At 66.8% G+C, this 20857-nt stretch carries 21 protein-coding genes; 10 read left to right on the top strand and 11 right to left on the bottom strand.

The annotated features are described in order from the left end of the window. The first annotated feature begins 32 nt into the window (after positions 1 to 32). The 3 genes from AUL30_RS08510 (at position 33) to AUL30_RS08500 (ending at position 3385) form a co-directional block, all read left to right on the top strand. Positions 33 to 1187 (top strand): PA0069 family radical SAM protein, encoded by a 1155-nt coding sequence (locus tag AUL30_RS08510; RefSeq protein WP_062227453.1) that lies wholly within the window; start codon positions 33 to 35, stop codon positions 1185 to 1187. A gap of 235 nt (positions 1188 to 1422) precedes the next feature. Beyond that, a complete protein-coding gene (locus AUL30_RS08505) occupies positions 1423 to 2214 on the top strand; it encodes a DeoR/GlpR family DNA-binding transcription regulator (protein WP_062227452.1) in 792 nt (263 codons plus the stop codon). A gap of 28 nt (positions 2215 to 2242) precedes the next feature. After that, on the top strand, positions 2243 to 3385 hold the full coding sequence (locus tag AUL30_RS08500) for an MFS transporter (protein ID WP_083507823.1): 1143 nt from the start codon (positions 2243 to 2245) through the stop codon (positions 3383 to 3385). 59 nt (positions 3386 to 3444) lie between these two features. On the opposite strand, the gene AUL30_RS08495 is transcribed toward AUL30_RS08500, so the two are convergent. Beyond that, the gene (locus AUL30_RS08495; RefSeq protein ID WP_062227451.1) at positions 3445 to 4263 is read right to left on the bottom strand and encodes an alpha/beta fold hydrolase; all 819 of its coding nucleotides are present in this window, start codon (positions 4261 to 4263) and stop codon (positions 3445 to 3447) included. A gap of 85 nt (positions 4264 to 4348) precedes the next feature. After that, the gene (locus AUL30_RS08490) at positions 4349 to 4777 is read right to left on the bottom strand and encodes an organic hydroperoxide resistance protein (RefSeq protein WP_062227450.1); all 429 of its coding nucleotides are present in this window, start codon (positions 4775 to 4777) and stop codon (positions 4349 to 4351) included. Positions 4778 to 4899: 122 nt separating this feature from the next. On the opposite strand from AUL30_RS08490, the gene AUL30_RS08485 reads away from it, so the two are divergent. From AUL30_RS08485 to AUL30_RS08470, 4 genes are read left to right on the top strand one after another with little or no spacing between them, the layout of a single operon-like run. Then, on the top strand, positions 4900 to 5385 hold the full coding sequence (locus tag AUL30_RS08485) for a MarR family winged helix-turn-helix transcriptional regulator (protein ID WP_062227449.1): 486 nt from the start codon (positions 4900 to 4902) through the stop codon (positions 5383 to 5385). Positions 5386 to 5436: 51 nt separating this feature from the next. Next, positions 5437 to 6099, top strand: a complete 663-nt coding sequence (locus AUL30_RS08480) for a ribonuclease HII (RefSeq protein ID WP_062227448.1) — start codon at positions 5437 to 5439, stop codon at positions 6097 to 6099. A gap of 56 nt (positions 6100 to 6155) precedes the next feature. Then, the gene (locus tag AUL30_RS08475) at positions 6156 to 6710 is read left to right on the top strand and encodes a TetR/AcrR family transcriptional regulator (protein WP_157070003.1); all 555 of its coding nucleotides are present in this window, start codon (positions 6156 to 6158) and stop codon (positions 6708 to 6710) included. Continuing rightward, entirely contained in the window at positions 6707 to 7864 is a 1158-nt protein-coding gene (locus AUL30_RS08470; protein WP_062227446.1) for an MFS transporter, read from the top strand. The genes AUL30_RS08475 and AUL30_RS08470 overlap by 4 nt, the downstream gene beginning before the upstream one ends. On the opposite strand, the gene AUL30_RS08465 is transcribed toward AUL30_RS08470, so the two are convergent. The 6 genes from AUL30_RS08465 to AUL30_RS08440 form a co-directional block, all read right to left on the bottom strand. Beyond that, entirely contained in the window at positions 7861 to 8781 is a 921-nt protein-coding gene (locus tag AUL30_RS08465) for a manganese catalase family protein (RefSeq protein WP_062227445.1), read from the bottom strand. The genes AUL30_RS08470 and AUL30_RS08465 overlap by 4 nt on opposite strands. 137 nt (positions 8782 to 8918) lie before the next feature. Further along, the gene (locus AUL30_RS08460; protein ID WP_062227444.1) at positions 8919 to 9983 is read right to left on the bottom strand and encodes an NAD(P)-dependent alcohol dehydrogenase; all 1065 of its coding nucleotides are present in this window, start codon (positions 9981 to 9983) and stop codon (positions 8919 to 8921) included. 117 nt (positions 9984 to 10100) lie between these two features. After that, entirely contained in the window at positions 10101 to 10499 is a 399-nt protein-coding gene (locus AUL30_RS08455) for a (R)-mandelonitrile lyase (RefSeq protein ID WP_062227443.1), read from the bottom strand. Positions 10500 to 10549: 50 nt separating this feature from the next. Next, positions 10550 to 11551: a Bug family tripartite tricarboxylate transporter substrate binding protein gene (locus AUL30_RS08450; protein ID WP_062227442.1), complete on the bottom strand. Its 1002-nt coding sequence runs from the start codon at positions 11549 to 11551 to the stop codon at positions 10550 to 10552. A gap of 141 nt (positions 11552 to 11692) precedes the next feature. Further along, complete coding sequence (locus tag AUL30_RS08445) at positions 11693 to 13018, bottom strand: solute carrier family 23 protein (protein WP_062227441.1); 1326 nt, start codon at positions 13016 to 13018, stop codon at positions 11693 to 11695. A gap of 114 nt (positions 13019 to 13132) precedes the next feature. Further along, entirely contained in the window at positions 13133 to 14041 is a 909-nt protein-coding gene (locus AUL30_RS08440; protein ID WP_062227440.1) for an alpha/beta hydrolase, read from the bottom strand. Positions 14042 to 14144: 103 nt separating this feature from the next. Between AUL30_RS08440 and AUL30_RS08435 the strand changes: the two genes are divergently transcribed. From AUL30_RS08435 to AUL30_RS08425, 3 genes are all read left to right on the top strand, one after another. After that, positions 14145 to 16286 carry a TonB-dependent siderophore receptor gene (locus AUL30_RS08435; RefSeq protein ID WP_062227439.1) on the top strand — a complete coding sequence of 714 codons (2142 nt, stop codon included), beginning with the start codon at positions 14145 to 14147 and terminating at the stop codon, positions 16284 to 16286. 297 nt (positions 16287 to 16583) lie between these two features. Next, positions 16584 to 18305, top strand: a complete 1722-nt coding sequence (locus tag AUL30_RS08430; RefSeq protein ID WP_062227438.1) for a YadA-like family protein — start codon at positions 16584 to 16586, stop codon at positions 18303 to 18305. Between the two features lies 1 nt (position 18306). After that, positions 18307 to 18765 (top strand): hypothetical protein, encoded by a 459-nt coding sequence (locus AUL30_RS08425; RefSeq protein WP_062227437.1) that lies wholly within the window; start codon positions 18307 to 18309, stop codon positions 18763 to 18765. 74 nt (positions 18766 to 18839) lie between these two features. On the opposite strand, the gene AUL30_RS08420 is transcribed toward AUL30_RS08425, so the two are convergent. From AUL30_RS08420 to AUL30_RS08410, 3 genes are all read right to left on the bottom strand, one after another. Continuing rightward, the gene (locus AUL30_RS08420) at positions 18840 to 19538 is read right to left on the bottom strand and encodes an NnrU family protein (RefSeq protein ID WP_083507822.1); all 699 of its coding nucleotides are present in this window, start codon (positions 19536 to 19538) and stop codon (positions 18840 to 18842) included. Positions 19539 to 19705: 167 nt separating this feature from the next. Continuing rightward, complete coding sequence (locus AUL30_RS08415; RefSeq protein ID WP_062227436.1) at positions 19706 to 20188, bottom strand: F0F1 ATP synthase subunit B; 483 nt, start codon at positions 20186 to 20188, stop codon at positions 19706 to 19708. Between the two features lie 15 nt (positions 20189 to 20203). After that, the gene (locus AUL30_RS08410; RefSeq protein ID WP_062227435.1) at positions 20204 to 20815 is read right to left on the bottom strand and encodes a F0F1 ATP synthase subunit B; all 612 of its coding nucleotides are present in this window, start codon (positions 20813 to 20815) and stop codon (positions 20204 to 20206) included. Positions 20816 to 20857: the final 42 nt, after the last annotated feature.

Below are 20857 nucleotides of genomic sequence, written 5' to 3'. Positions count from 1 at the left end.
CCTCTTTGCTTCAAGCATGAGGGAGAAGCGCCATGCAGGAGATTTCGGCAGCAGACCACGCGGCATTCGGTGCCGGCGGCGTCGATATGGCCGATCACCTGGTCCGCCAGTCCGGGTTGCGGGTGGAGTTCGAGCGGCGGCGCGGGCGTGGCGCCGGGCTCAATCCTTCGGGACGCTTCGAGCCCTTCTCCCGCGCCGCTTTCGACGATGGGTGGAGCACGGTCGAGGATCTGCCCCCGTTCCGGACCGATGTCCAGGTGGAACGCCCCAAGACCATCATCACCCGCAATTCATCTCCCGATATCTCGTTCGACCGGTCGATCAACCCCTATCGCGGCTGTGAGCATGGCTGCGTCTACTGCTTTGCGCGGCCGACCCACGCCTATATGGGCCTGTCGCCCGGGCTGGATTTCGAGTCTCGCCTCTTTGCCAAGCCCAATGCCGCGGCCCTTCTGGAAGCTGAATTGTCCCGGCCGGGCTACGAGGTCCGCTCCATCGCCATCGGCACCAATACGGACCCCTACCAGCCGGTGGAAAGGGAATGGGGCATCATGCGCCAGATCCTGGAAGTGCTGGAGGCAGCCAACCATCCGGTCGGCATCGTAACCAAATCGGCCCTCGTCACGCGGGACATCGACATCCTGTCGCGCATGGCGGCCAAGGGGCTGGCGAAGGTCGCCCTGTCGATCACCACGCTGGACAGGAAGCTCGCCCGCACCATGGAGCCCCGCGCCGCCACGCCGTCGCGGCGGCTTGACGCGGTGCGCAAGCTCAGCGCGGCGGGGATTCCCACCATGGTCATGACGGCGCCGATCATTCCGGGCCTGACCGACAGCGAGATCGAGCGCCTGCTCGATGCCGCCGCTGCCGCCGGCGCGCGGGAGGTCGGCTATGTTCTCCTGCGCCTGCCGCTCGAAGTCTCGCCCATCTTCAAGGACTGGCTGCTGCGGCACTATCCGGACCGCTACCGCCACGTCATCTCGCTCATGCGCTCCATGCGGGACGGCAAGGATTACGATGCCGAATGGGGCAAGCGCATGCGCGGCACGGGCCCCTATGCCATGCAGATCCGCCGCCGCTTCGAACTGGCGGCCCGTCGCCTGAACCTGAACGAGGAGCGCACGCGGCTGCGGACCGATCTGTTCACGCCGCCACGCGGAGCGGGGGTGCAACTCTCGCTGCTCTAGCGCCACCGGAACCGCTGCCCCGCCGGCAGCGGCGCCTCCCCGCGACCCCGATGCGGGTGGGCCCGCGGAGGATCGGAGAGCCACAGGACCGCCCCCGACCGGTCCCGTCCTTCGATCCTCCGCACACGCATGATCGTGCATAAACGTGTATCTTTGTGCATTACGATTGACAGTATCGCATGTTTTTGCGTATTTACCCGTCGTCGGGCCTGTCCGGCGGGAACGGGGCGCCATCATGTCCGAAGCTGAAACACCATCCGCACGCCGCGAGGCCATCGGCCATCGGCTGGATGAGGGCCACGCAGTTTCGGCTGCGCGCCTTGCCTCCGAGTTCGGCGTGTCGGAAGATGCCGTGCGGCGCGATCTGCGGGCGCTGGCCGCGCAGGGCCGCTGCCGCCGCGTCTATGGCGGCGCGCTCCCCCTCGTCCCGGCCACCACTCCGATGACCGTCCGTCTGGACCAGCAACCCGACCGCAAGGGGGCCCTGGCAGCTGCGGCCGCCCGGACTGTTCAGCCGGGCGAATTCCTGTTCCTCGACAGTTCCAGCACCAATCTGGCCCTGGTGCCGCTTCTGGCGGAGGATGCGGATTTGACGCTCGTCACCAATTCGGTCCCCATCGCAGCCGCGGTGCTGGAACGGCAGGATATTCAGCTGGTCATGATCGGCGGCACGGTCGATCTCCTGGTCGGCGGGTGTGTCGATGCCTCCGCCGCCGCGCAGATCGCCACCATGCGCTTCGACCGGTTGTTCCTCGGCGCCTGCGCCCTTTCGGTCGAGGATGGGATCACCGTTCACGGCTATGCCGACGCCGGCTTCAAACGCAGCCTCCTTGGCCGCAGCCGCAACACGGTGGTGCTTCTGACCAACGACAAGCTGGGCCAGGTGACGCACCATCGCATCGCCGGGCTGGATGAGATTTCGACCTTTATTCTGGAGGCCGACGCGCCCCGACAGATGGCGGATGCCATCGCCCAGGCGGGTGGCACGGTGATCCATGGGCAAAGCCGTCCGGCCGTTGCCGCCTGACACTTTCTTTTATCCGGAGCCTACCATCATGATCTCCGCCAACCGGCCGGAAACACGGCTTGCCACGCGTCTGTCCTTCCTGGTGGCCGGGTTCGGCATCGCCGCCTGGGCGCCGCTGGTTCCCTTCGCCAAGGACCGCCTGGCAATCGACGACGGCACGCTGGGGCTTCTGCTCCTGTGCATCGGCATCGGCTCCATCGCGGCCATGATGGCGACGGGTCCGCTCAGCACGCGCTATGGAAGCCGTCCGATCATCCTGTTCGGCGGGTTCGGCCTGGCCCTGCTGCTGCCCTTCCTGGCCATTGCGGATTCGACCCTGTCCCTCGGGCTCGCGCTGCTCGGCTTCGGCGCCGCGCTGGGATCCATCGACGTGGCCATGAACATCCACGCCGTCGATGTGGAGAAGGCATCGTCCAAACCGCTCATGTCGGGTTTTCACGCCCTTTTCAGCATTGGCGGCTTCCTCGGGGCGACGGTGATGACATTTCTTCTGTCGCTGTCCGTCGGCGCGCTGGAAGCCACGCTGGTCGTGTCCGCCGCCATGATCTTGGCCATGCTGATCGCCGGCCCGCGCCTTTTGCGGGCGACCAACGTCCATTCGGGCCCGATTTTCGCGCTGCCCCGCGGCATCGTCCTGATGCTGGCGGCGCTCGCGGCCATCACCTTTCTGGTCGAAGGGGCCATTCTGGACTGGAGCGCGCTCCTGATCAGCGATCTCGGCCTCGTCGAGCGTGCGCAGGGGGGCCTGGCCTACATGTTCTTCGCCATCGCCATGACGGTGGGGCGGCTCGTCGGCGACCGTGTGACGCAATGGCTGGGCGACAGGCGGACCATGCGCTTCGGCGGCATCCTCGCGGTATCCGGCTTCGCTCTGGCGCTGCTTGCTCCCGTCGCCCCCCTGGCACTGACCGGCTTCGTGCTGATCGGCCTTGGCGCCTCCAACATCGTGCCGATCCTGTTCCGGCTTGCCGGTGCGCAGACCGTCATGCCGACAGGCCTTGCCGTGGCGGCCATTACCACCGTCGGCTATGCCGGCATCCTGGTCGGCCCGGCCGGGATCGGCGCTGTCGCCCACGTCCTTGGCCTGCCGGCTTCCTTCTGGATTCTGGCGGCGCTCCTGGCCATTGTGCCGTTCTGCGCGCGGGCTGCCACCGCCGTCGAGCGGCGTTGACGCAAACGGACCCGGCAGGCCTGGCCTGCCGGGTCCTGACGAGAGATGCCGTGGATGGATCAGCCGATGAAGTCGATCAGGTCGCGGTTCAACCGGTCCGGAGCGGTGGCGAAGAGGCCATGCGGCTCACCGTCATATTCGATCAGCGTCGCGCCCGGTATGCCGGCGGCGGCGGCCCGTCCGGCCGGGTCGATCGGGACCGTCGCATCCGACGTGCCGTGAATGATCAGCGTCGGCACGGTGAAAGCCGAAAGATCCGGCCGGAAATCGGTCTTGCCGAAGGCGTCGACGCAGTCGATCGTCGCCTTCGGGCTGGCCATGACGCCCAGGACGAAGGACCAGTCGAGAATGCCCTGGCTGACGGGCTGGGAGATCAGGCCGACGCCGTAGAAGGTCTTGGCGAAGCTTTGCAGGAAGGCGAAGCGATCGGTCCGGATCTGCTCTTTCATATCCTCGAAGACCTGGCCGTCCACGCCGTCCGGATTGGACCCGTCCTTCAGGAGGTAGGGCACCACCGATGCGACGAGTGCCACCTTGGCCACGCGCGCGGCGCCATGCCGGCCGAGATAGCGTGCGATTTCGCCCCCGCCCATCGAGAAGCCGACGAGCGATACGTCGCGCAGATCCAGCGCCTCGAGGATGGATGCCAGATCGTCGGCGAAGACATCGTAGTTGTAGCCGCCCGCCGGGTGCCCGGACTGCCCGAAGCCGCGGCGATCATAGGTGATGACGCGGTAGCCGGCTTCCAGCAGCGCGAGCGTCTGATACTCGAACATGTCGCCGGTCAGCGGCCAACCATGGATGAGGAGGACCGGACGGCCCTGCCCCATATCCTTTACGTGAAGCTGCACGCCATCCTTGGCTGCGATATATGCCATTTTGCGGTGATCCTCTGCGTTGGGGGAATGGAAGCGGGGAACGCGCGCGCACCCGCTTTTGTTTCCTGGCAGGGACCCTGCGCCGTCAGGCCAGTGTCAGCGCCACGTCCACATTGCCGCGGGTGGCGTTGGAATAGGGGCAGACTTCATGCGCGGCCGCGATCAGCTTTTCGCCGTCCGCCCGCTCGACGCCGGGCATGGAGACAGACAGGGCTGCGGTGATCCCATAGCCGCCTTCCGAACGCGGCCCGAAGCCGATCTCGGCGGTGACCGTGGCGTCCGCCGGCACCTTCACGCCGACCTTGCCGCTGACGGCGCGCATCGCCCCCAGGAAACAGGCCGAATAACCCGCCGCAAAGAGCTTCTCCGGATTGGCGCCGGGCCCGCCCGGGCCGCCCATCTCACGCGGGACGACCAGCTTCACGTCGACCGATCCATCCTCCGAACGCGCCGATCCATCACGGCCGCCGCCGCTGGCGGTCGCCTTCGTCTTGTAGATGACATCCACGGACATATCACTCTCCTATCGAAACTTATGGCGGACTTATTTACCGCGATAAATTTCTACCCATCCTGGATACGCTTGTCCAGAACATATTTATCGTGATAATCTTTATCGATGGATTGGATGATGGCATGACCCGGCTCTCTGCGCCCCCGCCCCTCGACGACCAGCTCTGTTTTGCGCTGTACCAGGCCTCGATGGAGGTCGGCCGGCTGTACAAGCCGCTGCTCGACCGGCTTGGCATCACCTATCCGCAGTATCTCGTCCTGAACGCCCTGTGGGAGCGAGACGCCCAGACCGTGGGCGCCATTGCCGACCGCCTGTCGCTGGAAGCCAGTACCCTTACTCCGCTTCTCAAGCGGCTCGACGCTGCCGGCCTGGTCGAGCGCCGACGCAACCCCGCCGATGAGCGCCAGGTCGTCGTGAGCCTGACTGCGCAAGGGCTGGCGCTGCGCAGCGGTTCGGCCTGCCTTGGCCAAAGCCTCATGCGGGCCTGCGGCATGTCGGCAGCTGCGCTGACGCAGTTGCAAAACGAGGTGCGCGCGCTCGCCGATACGCTCCGTGCGCTCGACGCGCCATCGCACACCGTGCGGACAGGGGCTGAAAGCAGCGCCTGACGGCGCCTGAGCGCTTGCGAAGCATCCGCTTTTGCGCAAGACTATGCAGCCATGGCCTCGATGACGCTCGAATCGACACGGCCCGGCATGCTGGCGGCAGGGCCGGACTACACGCTGGAACAGGAGCGCCTGGCCCGCGGGGCCCGTGCGGTTGCCGGCATCGACGAAGCCGGCCGCGGCCCGCTGGCCGGCCCCGTTGTCGCGGCGGCCGTGATCCTGGATATACGCAACATTCCTGACGGGCTGAACGATTCCAAGCAACTCGAACCCGAGGAGCGTGACCGCCTCTACAGGGAGATCATGCGGTTTTCCACGGTCTGCGTCGCGTCCGCCAGCGCCGCGGAGATCGACCGCATCAACATCCGCCAGGCGACACTTCTGGCCATGCGGCGCGCTTTCGACGGGTTGGCGCGGTCGGCATGCCACGCGCTCGTCGATGGGCGCGACGTTCCGCCGAGCTTCGCGCTGCGCGGAACGGCGGTCGTGCAGGGCGATGCGCGGTGCCTGTCCATCGCGGCCGCATCGATCATCGCCAAGGTCACGCGGGACCGGATGATGCAGCGTCTCTGCCGCTCCTATCCGCTCTACGGGTTCAGCCGGCACATGGGCTACGCCACACCCGTCCATCTGGCGGCCCTTTCCGATCACGGTCCCTGCCCCTTTCACCGCATGAGTTTCCGCCCCATCCGCGCAGAAGAGCCGACACTCTTCTGAACGTACCGGGGCGGCAGTAGCTCTTCCGGGATTGAACTGTAAAACGATCGCTTTACATGCCTCGCATGACCAAGCGTGACGAGATGATCGCCGGCGCCATGCGCCTGTTCCAGACAGAAGGGTTCCGAGGCATCGGCGTGGACGCGATCCTTGCGCCGTCCGGAGCCTCCACCCGCACCCTCTACAAGCACTTCGCCTCACGCGAGGGGCTGGTCGCCGCCGTTCTGGAGGAACGGCACCGCGCTTTCATGGAAGCGCTGCGCAGCCGCGACGCGGCCAACCCGCTGGGTGCCCTCTTCGATACGCTGGACGATTGGGCGCATCGGCATGCCTCCCCCGGCTGCATGCTGCTGCGCGCCCGCAGCGAATATATCAGCGCGAATCCGCAGATCGCCCGGCTGGTGGAGCGCCAGAAGGCGGAGTACCGGCAGGATATCGCCGCCCGCGTCGCCGCCATGCTCGGCCGGGAGGACGCCGCTTTGTCCACGCAGGTCTGGATGCTGGTCGAGGGGTTCAACGCCATCGGCGGCCTTGCCGGGGACAACGCCCTCGCTTTGGCGCGTGAGGCCGCCTTCACGCTCCTTGCTGCCGCTGGGCGGCAGGCGCCGTGACGGCGCGGGCCCGGCTCGTCGCTGCCGGCTTTGCCCTGACCGCGCTGACCTACGGTCTGGCGCGGTTTGCCTATGGGCTCCTCCTGCCGGACATCCGGGCCGAACTCGGCCTCTCGGCGCAGGCAGCCGGCAGCATTGGCGGGCTTGCCTTCGCTGCCTATTGTCTTGGCGTCCTGGCGGCGTTCTATCTGCGGGCCTGCCTGTCCGACCGCAGCATCGCCATCTCAGCGGCGCTGATCGGCTGCGCGGGGCTCGCCGGAACCGGCCTTGCCTACGGTGTGCCGACACTTGGGCTTTCGACGGTCTTGTGCGGGCTGAGCACTGGGCTGACATCGCCGGCCCTCGCCTCCCTTGTCGGGCAGCTCGTCGCAGCGCCGGAGCGCACCCGTTCCAACGGGGCAATCAATGCCGGGACCGCAGCCGGCATCATTCTGTCCGCGGCTTCGGCCAGCCTGTTGGCGGATAGCTGGAGGATCCTCTACGCGTTCTATGCCGCGCTCGGCGCCGCTGTCACGCTCTGGCTCAAGATCGCGATACCCGACAGCCGGGCCGAGCGGCCGGGGGTCGGACCGCCAGCCCTCAGCCGGCCACCGGCCGCTGCGCTTCTGCCACTGTGCGCCTCCGCTTTTCTTATGGGGTGCGGCAGCACGGCCATCTGGACCTTCGGCGCCAGCATCTTGCGGGAGGCGGCGGGGCTATCGGACGGCCGCATCGCCCTTGCCTGGGGCACGCTCGGCCTGGCGGGGCTTTTCGGCGCGGCGGCGGGCGCGCTCACGGACCGGTTCGGGATTGCGCCGGTGCATCGTGCTGCGCTCGCCATCATGGCGGCCGGCATCGCGGCGCTCAACCTTGTGCCAGGCCTGCCGGGGCTCGACCTGATCATCATGGGCGCTTTCGGCCTTGCCTATATTCTGTCGAGCGGGTCGCTGCTTCTATGGGGCATCGCTCTGTTTCAACAGCGGCCCGATCATGGGCTCGGCATCGCCTTCCTGGCCATCGCCCTTGGGCAGGCGGTCGGGGCGCCGCTCTTCGGCATTCTGTCGCAAACAAGCGGAAGGCCGGCCGCGCTCCTGTGCGCGGCCGGCCTCATGATTATCGCCATGGCCTGGCGTGTGCCGCTTGCGCGGCCGGGTCCGCCGGCCAGCCTCTCCTAGCGCGATGCCTTGTAGAGCTTGGCCGCGATCTCGTAGAACTCTTCCGGGGCATAATCCGGCGTGAAGGCGGAGGGTACGCCTTCGAGCTGCTGCATCTTGCCGCCCTCCGGCATGCCTTCGACCACTTCCAGCGGGCCGGGAGGATCCCCCGGCAGGGCCACCTCGTCATTGGACCAGATTCCGGAAATTTCCTTGTAGTCGCCCTCGCTCCATGTGTAGAGGCGGCGGTGCGATCCTTCGTCCAGGTATTTCTGGCATTCCGGAATCTTGGCGAGCGGAATGTTCGGGGTCGGCAGCATCTTCTCGATGTCCACGCCTGTCAGCTTCTTCAAAGCCAAGGCGTAGGAATGGGCGTGGACGGAGCCGCGCACCAGGAGATAGCCGCAGACTTCCCGTCCCGTCGGATCGCTCACCGTCTCGTAGACGCGCAGCTTGTGCAGCCGGGCGCCGCATTCCAGGTGGAAATTGTGCAGGAGATCGAAGATGACGTTGCCCGTCGTGGTGACGAAATCATTGTTCCAGGACACGCCGTTCGCATTGACGGGCGTTGCCCCGCCGCCATTCGACAGGAAGGCCGACGCCAGCCTTATATCCTTCATCGCCTCAAACGGCGTCTTGGAAATATCGGGCTCGGCCCCCGAGGCTTTTTTGTCGGGCCCGTTGTTCAGCATGGCCACGCCATTGCTGACCAGTTCCACATGGGCCAGTTCCTCAGCCGTGATGGAGGCGACGAGGCTGTAGAAGGGCCGCAGCTTGTCCTTGCTGCGGAAATTGAAGCTCTGGAACATGTAGTTCCCGAGGGTCGACATTTCCCCGTATTTGCCGCCGAGCAATTCCTGCAAGGCGGCGCCGGCGTTCGGATCGGCCCGCGCGGGCTGCGGCAGTTCCGTGATCAGTCTATCGACGCGCATGAACATGGGCGTGTGCTCCCTTGGATCGTTCGAAGCGAACGGCCCCACGGAACCTGCGTTCCCCCAGCGCTGCCCTTAAGTCCTTGCCCGGCTGTGCAGTTTTGCGCCGGGGCCGGCGGAGGAGCGCCGGCCCCGGTCCCGTATCAGGCCGCGGCGCGGCTGTCCTTCAGGCTCTGCATGTCGATGACGAAGCGGTACTTGACGTCGCTCTTCAGCATGCGCGCATAGGCTGCTTCGATATCCTGGATGGCGATCATCTCGATATCGGAGGTGATGCCGTGCTCTGCGCAGAAGTCCAGCATCTCCTGCGTCTCGGCGATGCCGCCGATCAGCGAGCCCGAGAAGTTGCGGCGCTTCCAGATCACCGAGAAGGCGGCGACCGACAAGGGATCTTCCGGGGCGCCGACCTGGCACATGGTGCCGTCCCGCTTGAGAAGGTTCAGATAGGCGTTGACGTCGTGATCGGCGGCCACGCAATCCAGGATGAAGTCGAAGCTGTTGATATGCGCTTCCATCTCCTCCGGCCGGGTGGAGATGATCACTTCGTCGGCGCCGAGCCGGCGCCCGTCCTCGACCTTGCCGGGAGAGGTGGTGAAGAGCACCACATGCGCGCCCATGGCATGTGCGAGCTTCACGGCCATATGGCCAAGGCCACCCAGGCCGACCACGCCGACCTTCTGTCCAGGGCCGACCTTCCAGTGGCGCAAGGGGGAATAGGTGGTGATGCCGGCGCAGAGCAGCGGCGCCACGGCGGCAAGGTCCAGATTCTCCGGAATGCGGAGCGTGAAGCCTTCATCCACGACGATCGCCTCGGAATAGCCGCCGAAGGTCACCTTGCCCGTCTGCGGCTCGATCCCGTTATAGGTACCGATAAAGCCCTTGTCGCAATATTGCTCGAGCCCGTCGGAACAGTTGGGGCAGGCCTGGCAGGAGCCGACCATGCAGCCGACGCCGGCCAGATCCCCGACCTTGAAGCGCGTGACGGCGGCGCCGACCTCCGACACACGCCCCACGATCTCGTGGCCGGGCACGCAGGGGTAGATGGTGTTGTGCCACTCGTCCCGCGCCTGGTGCAGATCGGAATGGCAGACGCCGCAATAGAGGATGTCGATGCGCACGTCGCGCTCGCCCACGTCCCGCCGCTCGATGGAGGTTTGGGTCAGCGGTTGATCGGCGCTCGATGTTGCAAAGCCTTCACAGACGAACATGGGTGATACCTCGATGGATCGGGTTGAAGCCGGTGCGGGGACCGGATGGCCGGCCGGCGCGGGAATGGCGGGATGGGATGGAATCTGGCGCCCGCCCGGCCTTTGGCAAGGCGTCGATCATTGCCCGCGATATTGGGCCTCGGTCACATGCTCGAGCCAGTCCACCGTCCGGCCCTCCGACTGTTCCTGGATGGCGATATGCGACATCGCCTGCGTCGGCGCGGCGCCATGCCAATGCCGCTCGCCGGGTGGGAACCAGACGATATCGCCGGGCCGCACCTCCTCAATAGGGCCGCCCTCGCGCTGCACGAGCCCGAGGCCCGCGGTCACGATCAGGGTCTGGCCGAGCGGGTGGGTATGCCATGCCGTGCGGGCGCCTGGCTCAAAGGTGACGCAGGCCGCCGCCGCACGGCGGGCATCGTTGGCCGCAAACAGGGGATCGATCCGCACCGCCCCCGTGAACCATTCGGCCGGGCCGCGCCCGGAGTGCTGCGTGCCATTGCGTATGATGTCCATGTCTCGTCTCCGCTTGCGATCCGTTTTTCCGACCCGCAGGAGCCGGCCACCTATTGCACGCTGATGCCCGCAGCCTTGACGATGGCGGCATAGCGGGCCGCTTCCTCATCGATAAAGGCTGCAAAATCCTGTGGGCTGCCCCCGGCCGGCTCGGCCTGCTGGGCGGCGAGCGCATCGGCCAGTTCGGCCTGCGCGAGCGCCGCCACGATAGCCCCGTTCAAGGCTGCAACGACCGGCTCGGGCGTCTGCGCGGGAACGAGGATGCCGAACCAGGTGGACAGGTCGAAGGCCTCGAAGCCACCCTCCGACGCCATGGTCGGCACATCGGGCAGGAAGGGCGAGCGCGCCGCGGTCGTGACGGCAAGCGGCCGCAACGCGCCGGACCGGATATGGCTGGAGGCGGAGGCAAGATTGTCGAAGATGAAGGACACCTCCCCCGCCAGCACGGCCTGCAAGGCAGCAGCCGATCCCTGGTAGGGGACATGGGTGAGCGGCAGGTCGAGCTGCTGGGCCAGGAGCTCGCCGGCCAGATGGCCGGCACTGCCGTTCGAGCCCGAAGCGTAGAGCCGGAAATCCTCGTCCGACCGCAGCCGCTCCACCATCTGCGCGAGCGTGTCGACCCCTAAGTCCGACCGGACCACCAGCACATTCGGGGTCCGCGCCACCAGCGAGACCGGTTCGAAATCGGCCTTCGGGTCGAAGGGCATTTCGGCAAAGAGGCTGGCATTGATGGCATGGGTCGATGTCGCGCCCATCAGCAGCGTCAGCCCGTCGGGCGTCGAGCGTGCCACATAGTCGGCGCCGATGTTTCCGCCGGCGCCGGGCCGATTGTCCACCAGCACCGTCCGCTCGAGTTGGCTTTCGAGCTGGCGTGCCAGAAGGCGCGCGGCGATGTCGAGCGTTCCCCCCGGCGGAAACGGGACGACCAGCGTGACCGTGCCCTCCGGGTACGCGCCACTCTGAGCCATTGCCATGCCGGGCGCCAGAGCAACGGCCGCCCCCGCAGCGCCGAGTTCGAGCAGCCTGCGCCGGCTGATCCGCAGCCTATCCATTCGATCCCTCCCCTTGGGCGCTCCGCCGACGGCCTGGCCTTTGGCCCCCCCCCCGTCGGCAGCGCGTTGAAGGGTCGAATAGCACAGCGGCGGATGATTGCACGCTTAAGTTGATGGGACGGACACAGCCGCCGGCGCGTATCAGTCCTCGCGGCGCGTCGGTCGGGCCCAACCGAGCGCGTGATACAGGATGATCGCGCCGATGGTCGCCGTGCCGATGCCGTCCAGCGTGAATCCGCCCACGTCGAGCTTGAAGTTGCCGGCCCCCAGCACGAGCGCGACACCGACCGTGATCAGGTTGCGCGGTTCGGCGAAGTCCACCTTGTTCTCCACCCATATGCGGCCCGCCGTCGCGGCGATCAGGCCGAAGACCACGATGGACAGGCCGCCCAGGACCGGGCCCGGGATCGTCTGGATCAGCGCGCCGAACTTGGGCGAGAAGCCGAGCAGGATGGCGATGGCCGCAGCCACCAGGAAGACGAGGGTGGAGAAGATGCGGGTGACGGCCATGACACCCATGTTCTCGGCATAGGTCGTCATGCCCGTGCCGCCGAAGAAGCCGGCAAACATGGTGGCGACGCCGTCGCCCAGGAAGGCCCGGCCGAGATAGGGGTCGAGGTTGCGGTCCGTCATGGCGCCGATGGCCTTGATGTGTCCAAGGTTCTCGGCCACCAGGATGACGACCACGGGCGCGATCAGCGTGATGGCGGGCAGCGTGAAGACCGGCGCCGTAAAGCGCGGCCAGCCGAACCAGGCTGCGGCGGCCACCCCGGAAAAGTCCACCGGCGCACCGAGCCCCATCCCATTGGCCAGGAAGAGATACAGAAGATAGGCAGCGGCGCCGCCGATCAGGATCGGCAGGCGCCGCACCATGCCCGGCGCATAGACCGCCACGGCGCCGACGGCGGCCACCGTCAGGATGGCGACCCAGCGGGAAAGCTGGTCGCCGGCCGGATTGGCGGGGCCGGCTCCCGAGGCGCTGGATATGGCGATGGGGGCGAGCACCAGGCCGATGGCCGCCACGATGGCGCCGGTCAAAACGGGCGGCATCAGCCGTTCGATCCAGCGATGGCCGGCCAACATGACGATCAGGCCGATCAGCGCATAGAGCGCGCCGGCCACGATGATGCCGCCGAGCGCCAGCGCGATATTGGGATTGGGAGCGCCGACGGCCGCCCCCGTCGCCGCCAGGACGGGGCCGATAAAGGCGAAGGAGGAGCCGAGATAGCTCGGCACCCGGCCACCCACGGCAATGAAGAAGATCAACGTCGAGATGCCCGAGAAGAGGATCGAGACGTTCGGGTCGAACCCCATGAGGATGGGGGCGAGCACGGTGGAGCCGAACATGGCCACGACATGCTGGAGGCCCAGTATCGTCGTCTGCCCCGCCGGCAGCCGCTCATCCGGCAGGATGCGGCCTTCCGTCTTCAACCGCCAGCGCGGAAAATACCCCTCATTCGAGCGCATTGCCTGTACCCCCCGAAACCCACGGCCCGGCCACGATTCGTGCGCCTTTGCCTCAGCGTTTCGATAGCGGGATCGGCAGGAACTGTCATGCGGCGGCGCCGAAGGCGCGCCCCGTCATGCACCGTTTTGTTCGCTGCCCTGCCCCAACGTGGGCTCCGGCCGGCGTGCGAAGGCAACGCCCACCGCGCGGGATATGGCGACCGGCAGGACGGTCATGTGGGTTTCCGCGGCATGGCTTTCGAACTCCGCATCCATGCCGGCGGCTGCAAGGCGCAGGGCCATGTCCCGCGCCAGCCCGGCGGTGCGCGCCAGCTGAAGGTTGGCCAGGCGTTCCTCCCGGTTGGCCTGCCGCTCCTGGAAGGGGGCAAGCGCCAGGTCCTCGTAGGCGCCGGCCGAAAGCCGGACGGTGATGGTCCGGGGCGGCGTGCCTGCCGCCAGATAGGCGTTCTCCCGCTCCAGGAGGTTGCCATCTTCCCAGTAGATGGTCGGGCTCGCGGCGACATAGGCACGGAACGCGTCCGAGCCGGCAAACAGGACGTGCAGCGCAAACAGCCCGCCGAAGGAATGCCCGAACAGCGTCCGGCGGTTCCTGTCGAGCGGTGCGATCGTGTCGAGGAAGGGCAGCAGCCCGTCCTCGATGAAAGCGTGGAAGCGGTCGGCGCCGCCCGTCCGCACGATCGGGCCGCCGTCCACGAAGGGCGGATATTGCCGGCCGGGCGGCGGGCTCAGATCGAAAGATCGCCGGAGCGGATCGTACCGCCCCTCCGTCGGATAGCCGATGGAGGCGATCACCCCCGGCTCCACATTGGTGCCCTTCGGGTAGCTCGCCTGGACCTCTGCCGCCGCGATGGCGGTATCGATCATGGCATTGCCATCCGTCGTCACGAGCAACGGCCACCCGTGCGGCGGCGGATCGCCGGCCGGCACATGGACGAAGATGCGCCACGGCGCGCCCGCATCCGCCCCTTGCAGATCGTAATAGGACGGGCCGGGCAACTGTCCGGTCGGGAGAGGTCGTGACATTTGCGCACCAGCTTCGAGCAATGATCACCGGTTCGTGTCTTAGAGTTGACTCCGATTGTCAAGTTTGGAACGGGGGTTGTATCGCATCACAGGAACAGATCCCATGCCCCGCATCCGCCGCCGGACCCTCGCCGCCCGCGCCCTCCTCGTCTCCTGCGCGCTGCCGGCCACGCCGTCCTTCGCGCAGCAGGCGATCCAACTCGACACGGTTGTGGTGGACGGCGGAACGGGCGGCCCGGCGGCCGGGACCGGTGTCGGCGGCGGGCTGACCACGGACGGCTATGTGGGCACCGCGGCGACGGTCGGCACCAAGACGGATACGGAGCTGCGCAAGGTGCCGCAATCCATCTCCGTCGTCTCGCGCCAGGCGCTGGAGGATCGCGGCGTCCAGACGCTGAAGGAGGCGCTGAACTACACGTCCGGCGTGCGCGTCGGGGCCTTCGGCTTCGATCCGCGCTTCGACGCCTTCTACATTCGCGGCTTCGACGTCACCTATAATGGCGTCTACCGCGACGGGCTTCGTGAGCTGACCGGCAACTTCTCCATCTTCAAGACGGAGCCCTATGGCCTGGATGGACTGTCGGTCCTGAAGGGCCCGAGCTCGGCCGTCTACGGCAGCGGGTCGCCCGGCGGCCTGGTCGACCTTCTCAGCAAGCGCCCGACGGATACGCCGTTCCGCGAAGTGCAGATGCAGGTCGGCTCCTACAACCGGCTCCAGGCGGCATTCGACGCGTCCGGGCCGCTGGCCGGAAACGAGAACGTCCTCTACCGCATCACCGGTCTTGCCCGGAACGCCGATACCGACCTTGCCAGCGCGCCGGACGACCGGGCCTTCATCGCCCCCGCGCTGACCCTGCGCTCCGAGGATCGCGATACGCAGCTCACCATCCTCGGCGAATATTCGGATTTCAAGACGGGCGGCAACGCCTCCTACGTGAACGAGAACGGTCAGATCACCGGCATTGAGAGCGGCGATCCCGCGTATGGGGATTTCGATCAGCGCCAGGGCCGCATCGGCTACGCCTTCGAACACCGCTTCAACGACAGTTTCACCTTCCGCCAGAACCTGCGCTACGCGCATATCGATGCGGACGTGAAATACACCCAGATCGACGCCCTCCTGCGCGACGAAGGCCTTGCGACACGGTCGGCCTGGCGGATCGTCGACAAGCTCGACTCCTTCGCCGTCGACAACCAGGGCGAGGCGCGTTTCGAGACGGGTCCCGTCGAGCATCTCGTCCTGGGCGGGGTCGAGTACAATCATGTGAAGGTCAACGACCGCATCGGCTTCGGCCCCGCGCCCTCGCTCGACCTTGCCTCTCTCAACTACGGCCAGCAGCTCATCGAGGGCCCGTCCGACTATTACGCGGACGCCACGACGCGCCAGTCGCAGACCGGGATCTACCTGCAGGACCAGGCGCAATGGAACCGCGTCGTCCTGACGGCGGGCGGGCGCTACGACTGGGTCGATACCGATGTCACCGACTTCATCTCCTCAGACGCCTCGAGCAAGGACGACGATTCCGCCTTCTCCGGGCGCGTCGGCCTGACCTATCTCTTCGACAATGGCATCTCGCCCTATGTCAGCTACTCGACATCCTTCGCCCCAACCGTCGGGCGCAGCCTGGACGGAACGGCCTTCAAGCCGACAAGAGGCAAGCAGGAGGAGATCGGCGTCAAATACGCACCGACGGATCTGAACCTGACGCTCAATGCCGCCCTGTTCCGCATCCGCCAGACCAATGTGCTGGCCTCCGACCCGGTCAATCCCGGCTTCCAAATTCAGCGCGGCGAGGTCGAATCCCGCGGCTTCGAGATCGAAGCCACGACAAGCCTTGCCGACGGTTTGAACCTGACGGCCTCCTACACCTATCTGGACCTGACGCTTCTGGCCGGAGACAACGAGGGCAACACGCCCTCCGGCATCCCCGCGCACCAGGTCGCCCTTTGGGCCGATTATACGGTGGGTGATGGCCCGCTGGTCGGGTTGGGGGTCGGCGGCGGCGTTCGGGTGATCGGCAAGAGTTACGGCGACGATACGAACAGTTTCGAGAATGGCAGCCGCGCCTTCGTGGACGCCAAGCTCTCCTACGACTTCGGCGGGCGCTTCCCGCAGCTCGAGGGCGCCTTTGCCCAGATCAACGCGACGAACCTTCTGGATGAACAGGACCCAACCTGCGCCTCCGCCTATTGCTACCTGGACGAAGGCCGCAAGGTCATCGGCACATTGCGCTATCGCTTCTGATCGCGCTCCTTCAATAGTGCCGACAAGTGCGCCGTCGCCGTCACGGCGACAGGCGCCAAGACCCTGACCTTGCGGCCGCCGGATCCGGCATTGCGTCGCAGGTTTGCCTAAAGGGGGCGCCTTGCAGGACGGCCGAAAATCCGGCTGCGTTGCCCGGAAGCGACTATCGGAAAAGTCGAGCCTTCGGCACTATCACCTCAACTCACGGTTCCGTGTCCGATCCGGGCATGGTTCGGTCGCCGGGCTGTTGGAGCCCGGGGGCCGGCATCAGCCTGGGGGAGAACGGGAGGGGAGCCAATGGCACGCGCAAGGGCAGACGCAGAACGCATCCATCGGCTCGCACGCGGCGCACCGATCCGGCAGTCCATCCTGCACCTGACGACGCTCGTCCTTCTGGCGGGCAGCGCCGTACCGGCCAGTGCGCAGGCCATCACCAGCACCGATACGAACGATTTCGTCACCCGCGTCTTCGGCGGCGGCAGCACGTTCAGCGGAACGGTGCTGACCGGCCCGACCTACACGGTCGGCTCGCAGCCCTATTACACCATCGGTGACACCGTCGCGGCGCTCGATTCGCGCATCGACATTGTCGGCGGGGTCGCCTTCTTCGATGCCGCGGGCATCATTGCCTCCTTTGCGGCGCTGGAAGACTTCTACACGGACGTCGAACTGGGCCGCATCGGCCTGGTTCAGCAGGATGCGACGACGCGCGCCATATCCGTCGGCCTTGCGACGGACGGCACAAGCGTCTCCTTCAACGGAACTTCGGGCAACCGTGTGCTCACCGGCGTCGCCGACGGGCTTGTGAGCGCCTCGTCGGTCCAGGCGATCAACGGCGGCCAGCTCTATTCCAGCAACGAGGCGATCGCCGCCGCGCTCGGAACGAGCGTGGGTGCGGACGGGAACATCCTGGCGCCAAGCTACGCCCTGAGCACGGCAACCTATAACAACGTCAATTCCGCACTCCTCGACCTCGACGGCCGCACGGCCCAGAACACGACCGACATCACCGAAATCATCAACGGCACGACGGGCCTCGTCCGCCAGGATCCGACGAGCCGGGTCATCACGATCGGCGGCCAGACGGATGGCGATACGATCTCCCTTGCCAACCAGGGCGGCACGCAGCGCAGGCTGACGGGCGTGGCGGCGGGGGCGGTCGGCGCGGCGTCGCAGGATGCGGTCAATGGCAGCCAGCTTTCCGCCGTCAGCACCAGCATCGTCTCGGCGCTCGGCGGCGGGTCCACCGTGGCGGGCGACGGAACGGTGACGGCGCCGAGCTTCACCGTCCTCAGCCAATCCTATTCCTCGGTCGGGGCCGCATTCGGCGCCATCGACACCGCCCTCGGCAACATCGAAAGCAACAGCCTGTATTTCGCGGCGCAGACGACACGCGGCCTCGCCTTGGCCTCCGCGCCGGAAACCGTTGCGGCCGGTGGCGGCGCCTCGGCCAGCGCGACCAACGCGGTCGCGGTCGGCTCGGGCGCGAACGCCTCCGGCAGCGGCTCCATCGCGCTGGGCGCCCTCGCCTCGGCGTCCGGCACCAATGCGATCGCCATCGGCAACGGAGCCGTCGCATCGACTCCCGGCCAGGTCGCCCTGGGCGGACCGGATGCCACCTATCGCCTGGCCGGCATCAGTTCCGATCAGAGCCTTGCGGCGCAGGAAGGGCCGGTCGAGTTCGTGACAAGCGATGCGTCCGGCAATCTCGCGACCATGAGCATGGCGCCCTTCTTCGACAGTATCGACGCACTCGACGACCGGGTCGACGCGCTGGAGGACGACAACCGCTCCATGCGCGAAGGCGTGGCCATCGCGCTTGCGCTTGGCGGCGTGCAGCTGCCGGCCGATAAGACCTTCGCCCTGTCGGCCAATGTGGGCATGTTCGAGGAAGAAGCCGCCCTCGGCTTCGGCGCCATCGGACAGGTCAGCGAGAACGTCTATCTGAATGGCGGCGTGGGCTTCGGCACCAGCCACGGCACCGTGGCCGGACGTGTGGGCGCCAGCTTTGCCTGGTAGCATGCGCGCAAGGCTTCTCTCCGGCCTACTGGCGGCCCTCCTCATGGCTGCGCCGGGCAATGTCCGAGCGCAGCCGCAAAATGCGATCGGTAGCACAGAGGACGCGCAACTCGTTGCCACGCTGATCCGCGCTGTTTTGATTGCCCTTCACCAGGCCAATGCGACCGGCAACTACACGGTGCTCAGCCAACTCGGCGCACCCAGCTTCACGGTCCGCAACAGCGCGGCGGACCTGTCGCTCGCCTTCGCCGATCTGCGCCGACGCAAGATCGACCTTCAGGCCGTGGCGGTGCTTCAACCGGACATCACCTTCGGCCCCGTCCTCGACGAACAGGGACTGTTGCGCATCTCCGGCCGCTTCGCGACTGTGCCGGAGCCGATCCGCTTCGAGCTGATCTGGCAGGTCGTCGACAAGGTCTGGCGCCCCATCGGGATCGTGGTGACGCCAGACGCCGGGTGATCGGCGAATGGGCGGCGCGGGGCTGGTAAGACGCCACCCGGGGCGTTTCAGCGATGCATCGGCATTCCCGCGCCTCAGACGATCCACCGCCAGATGCCGGCCGCCCAACCGCTCAAGGGTATGTGCGCCCAGGTGGCCACGAGCCAGACGACGATGCCGCCGCCAAGGGCGTGGCCGCCGAAGCCGCCGAGGCGGGTTCGGCCGTCGAGGATGGATGCGAAGGGCCAGTAGCTCGTGCGCGCTTCCCAGGCCTGCCAGCCATTCGGGTCCTGGCCCATCTTCTTGCGATCCTGCAGAGCCGAGCCGACCAGCGCCAGCATGATGATGCCAAGGCACAGGACGATATTCGGCGCCACCGGGAAGACGAGGATATGGGCGACCCCCCAGAGGGCGAAGGACCACATCATCGGATGCCGCGTCACCGCAAACACGCCCCGCGCCTCGGCACGTCCGGCCGCCTGGCCACCCGGCAGCGCCGGATTGCGCACGAGCGAGCCCATGAGCAAGACAGAGGCGATCAGCATGATCACCGTGGCGAGGGCCCAGAGCCCATCACCGACGACCCACATAGGCGGCGTCGGTGGCGCGGCGCGATAGGCAAGGATGACGCCGCCGAGCGTCGCGAAGGCGACGAGAGCGTAGAGGATCGAGAATCCACGCTCTCCAAGCCGCGCGACCAGCGGCTGCCGCAAGGGGTGGGACAGGAGGAGATGGGAGCCGACGAAGAGTATCATCGTCGCAAGGACTGGCACGCTCGCATTCACATCCGTCATCCTTCCGCCGATGGCATCCGGCAGGAAGCCTAGCATTTCGATGTGAAGAAGACACCAAGGCCGGAATCATTCCAGACTTGGATCAGATGCGGGTGCCGAAGGTGCGGACGCGAAAAGGGCGGCTTGAAGGCCGCCCTTTTCGCGTTTCGGTCGATGGGTCGCGATCGTCAGTTCAGACGACGGCGAACCTCACTGATCGAGGATTGCGTCATGCCGGCATCGGAACCGAGGTTCTTGTCACGGATGATGCGCTCTGCCGCGGCAACGGCGATGTTGACGGCAGAGGAGCGCACCTCGGCGATGGCATCGGCCTCGGCCTGGGCGATCTTCTGCTCGGCCGCCGTCGTGCGCCGCGCGACGTATTCTTCAGTCTTGGTCCGCGCCTCGGCGACGATGGCGTCGGCCTCGCGGCGGGCGCCGGCCACGATGTCCCTGGCTTCGACCTCCGCCTCGCGGCGGCGGCGCTGATATTCGGCAAGCTGCTGCTTGGCCTCTTCCTTCAGCTCCCGCGCTTCGTCGATCTCGACCTGGATGCGCTTGGCGCGGTCATCCAGCGAACGGGCGATCGAGCGATGGGCGTTCAGGTACCACAGGAGCACGAAGAACAGGATAAGGGCGACGAGGGCGAAGAAAGTTGCGTCGAAAGCCATGTGTTCCGCCCTCCGTCAGCGAGATTCGCGCACGGCGTTGGCAACATCTTCCTGCGAGATGTCCTTGCCGGTCAGTTCCGTCAGGATGGCCTGGGCAGCCTCTTCGGCAATCGTGCCGACATCGGCCAGCGCCTTCGCCTTGATATCGGCGATACGCGCCTGCGCGACATCGAGCTTGGCCTCGAGTTCGGCCTCGTTGCGCCGACGCTCGTCCTCGGCGCTCTGGCGCGCCTCGTCACGGGCCGTCTGGCTCAGGGCGTGGGCCCGCTCGCGCGCTTCCGCCAGTTCCTGCTCATAGGCGGCCTGCGCCTCGTCGGCATCGGTGCGCATGCGCTCCGCCGCTTCGAGATCGGCCGCGATCCTGTCCCGCCGCCCTTCGATCACGCCTGCGAGGCGCGGCACGATGGTGCGCGAGAGAATGAGGTAGAGGATGCCGAAGGAGATCGCCAGCCACAGGATCTGCGATGCGAAGAATTCGGTTTCCAGCGGGGGAAAACCCGCGGATTCATGCACTTCGTGGCCTTCCAGGAACTCGGCCTCCGGCGTCGGAGGCGTCGGGCCCGAATCGAGCGGCGGGTTGCCGGCCGGCTGGCCTTCCGTCTGTGCATAGGCTTGGCTGATGAACATCTCTCACCCCGGTCCATACGAGCCGGCCGCCTCGATCAAGGC

The organism is Aureimonas frigidaquae (assembly GCF_001463905.1).
Lineage (GTDB): Bacteria > Pseudomonadota > Alphaproteobacteria > Rhizobiales > Rhizobiaceae > Aureimonas > Aureimonas frigidaquae.
Note: the sequence above shows the minus strand (reverse complement) of the source record. Positions and strands in the feature narration are given on the sequence as shown.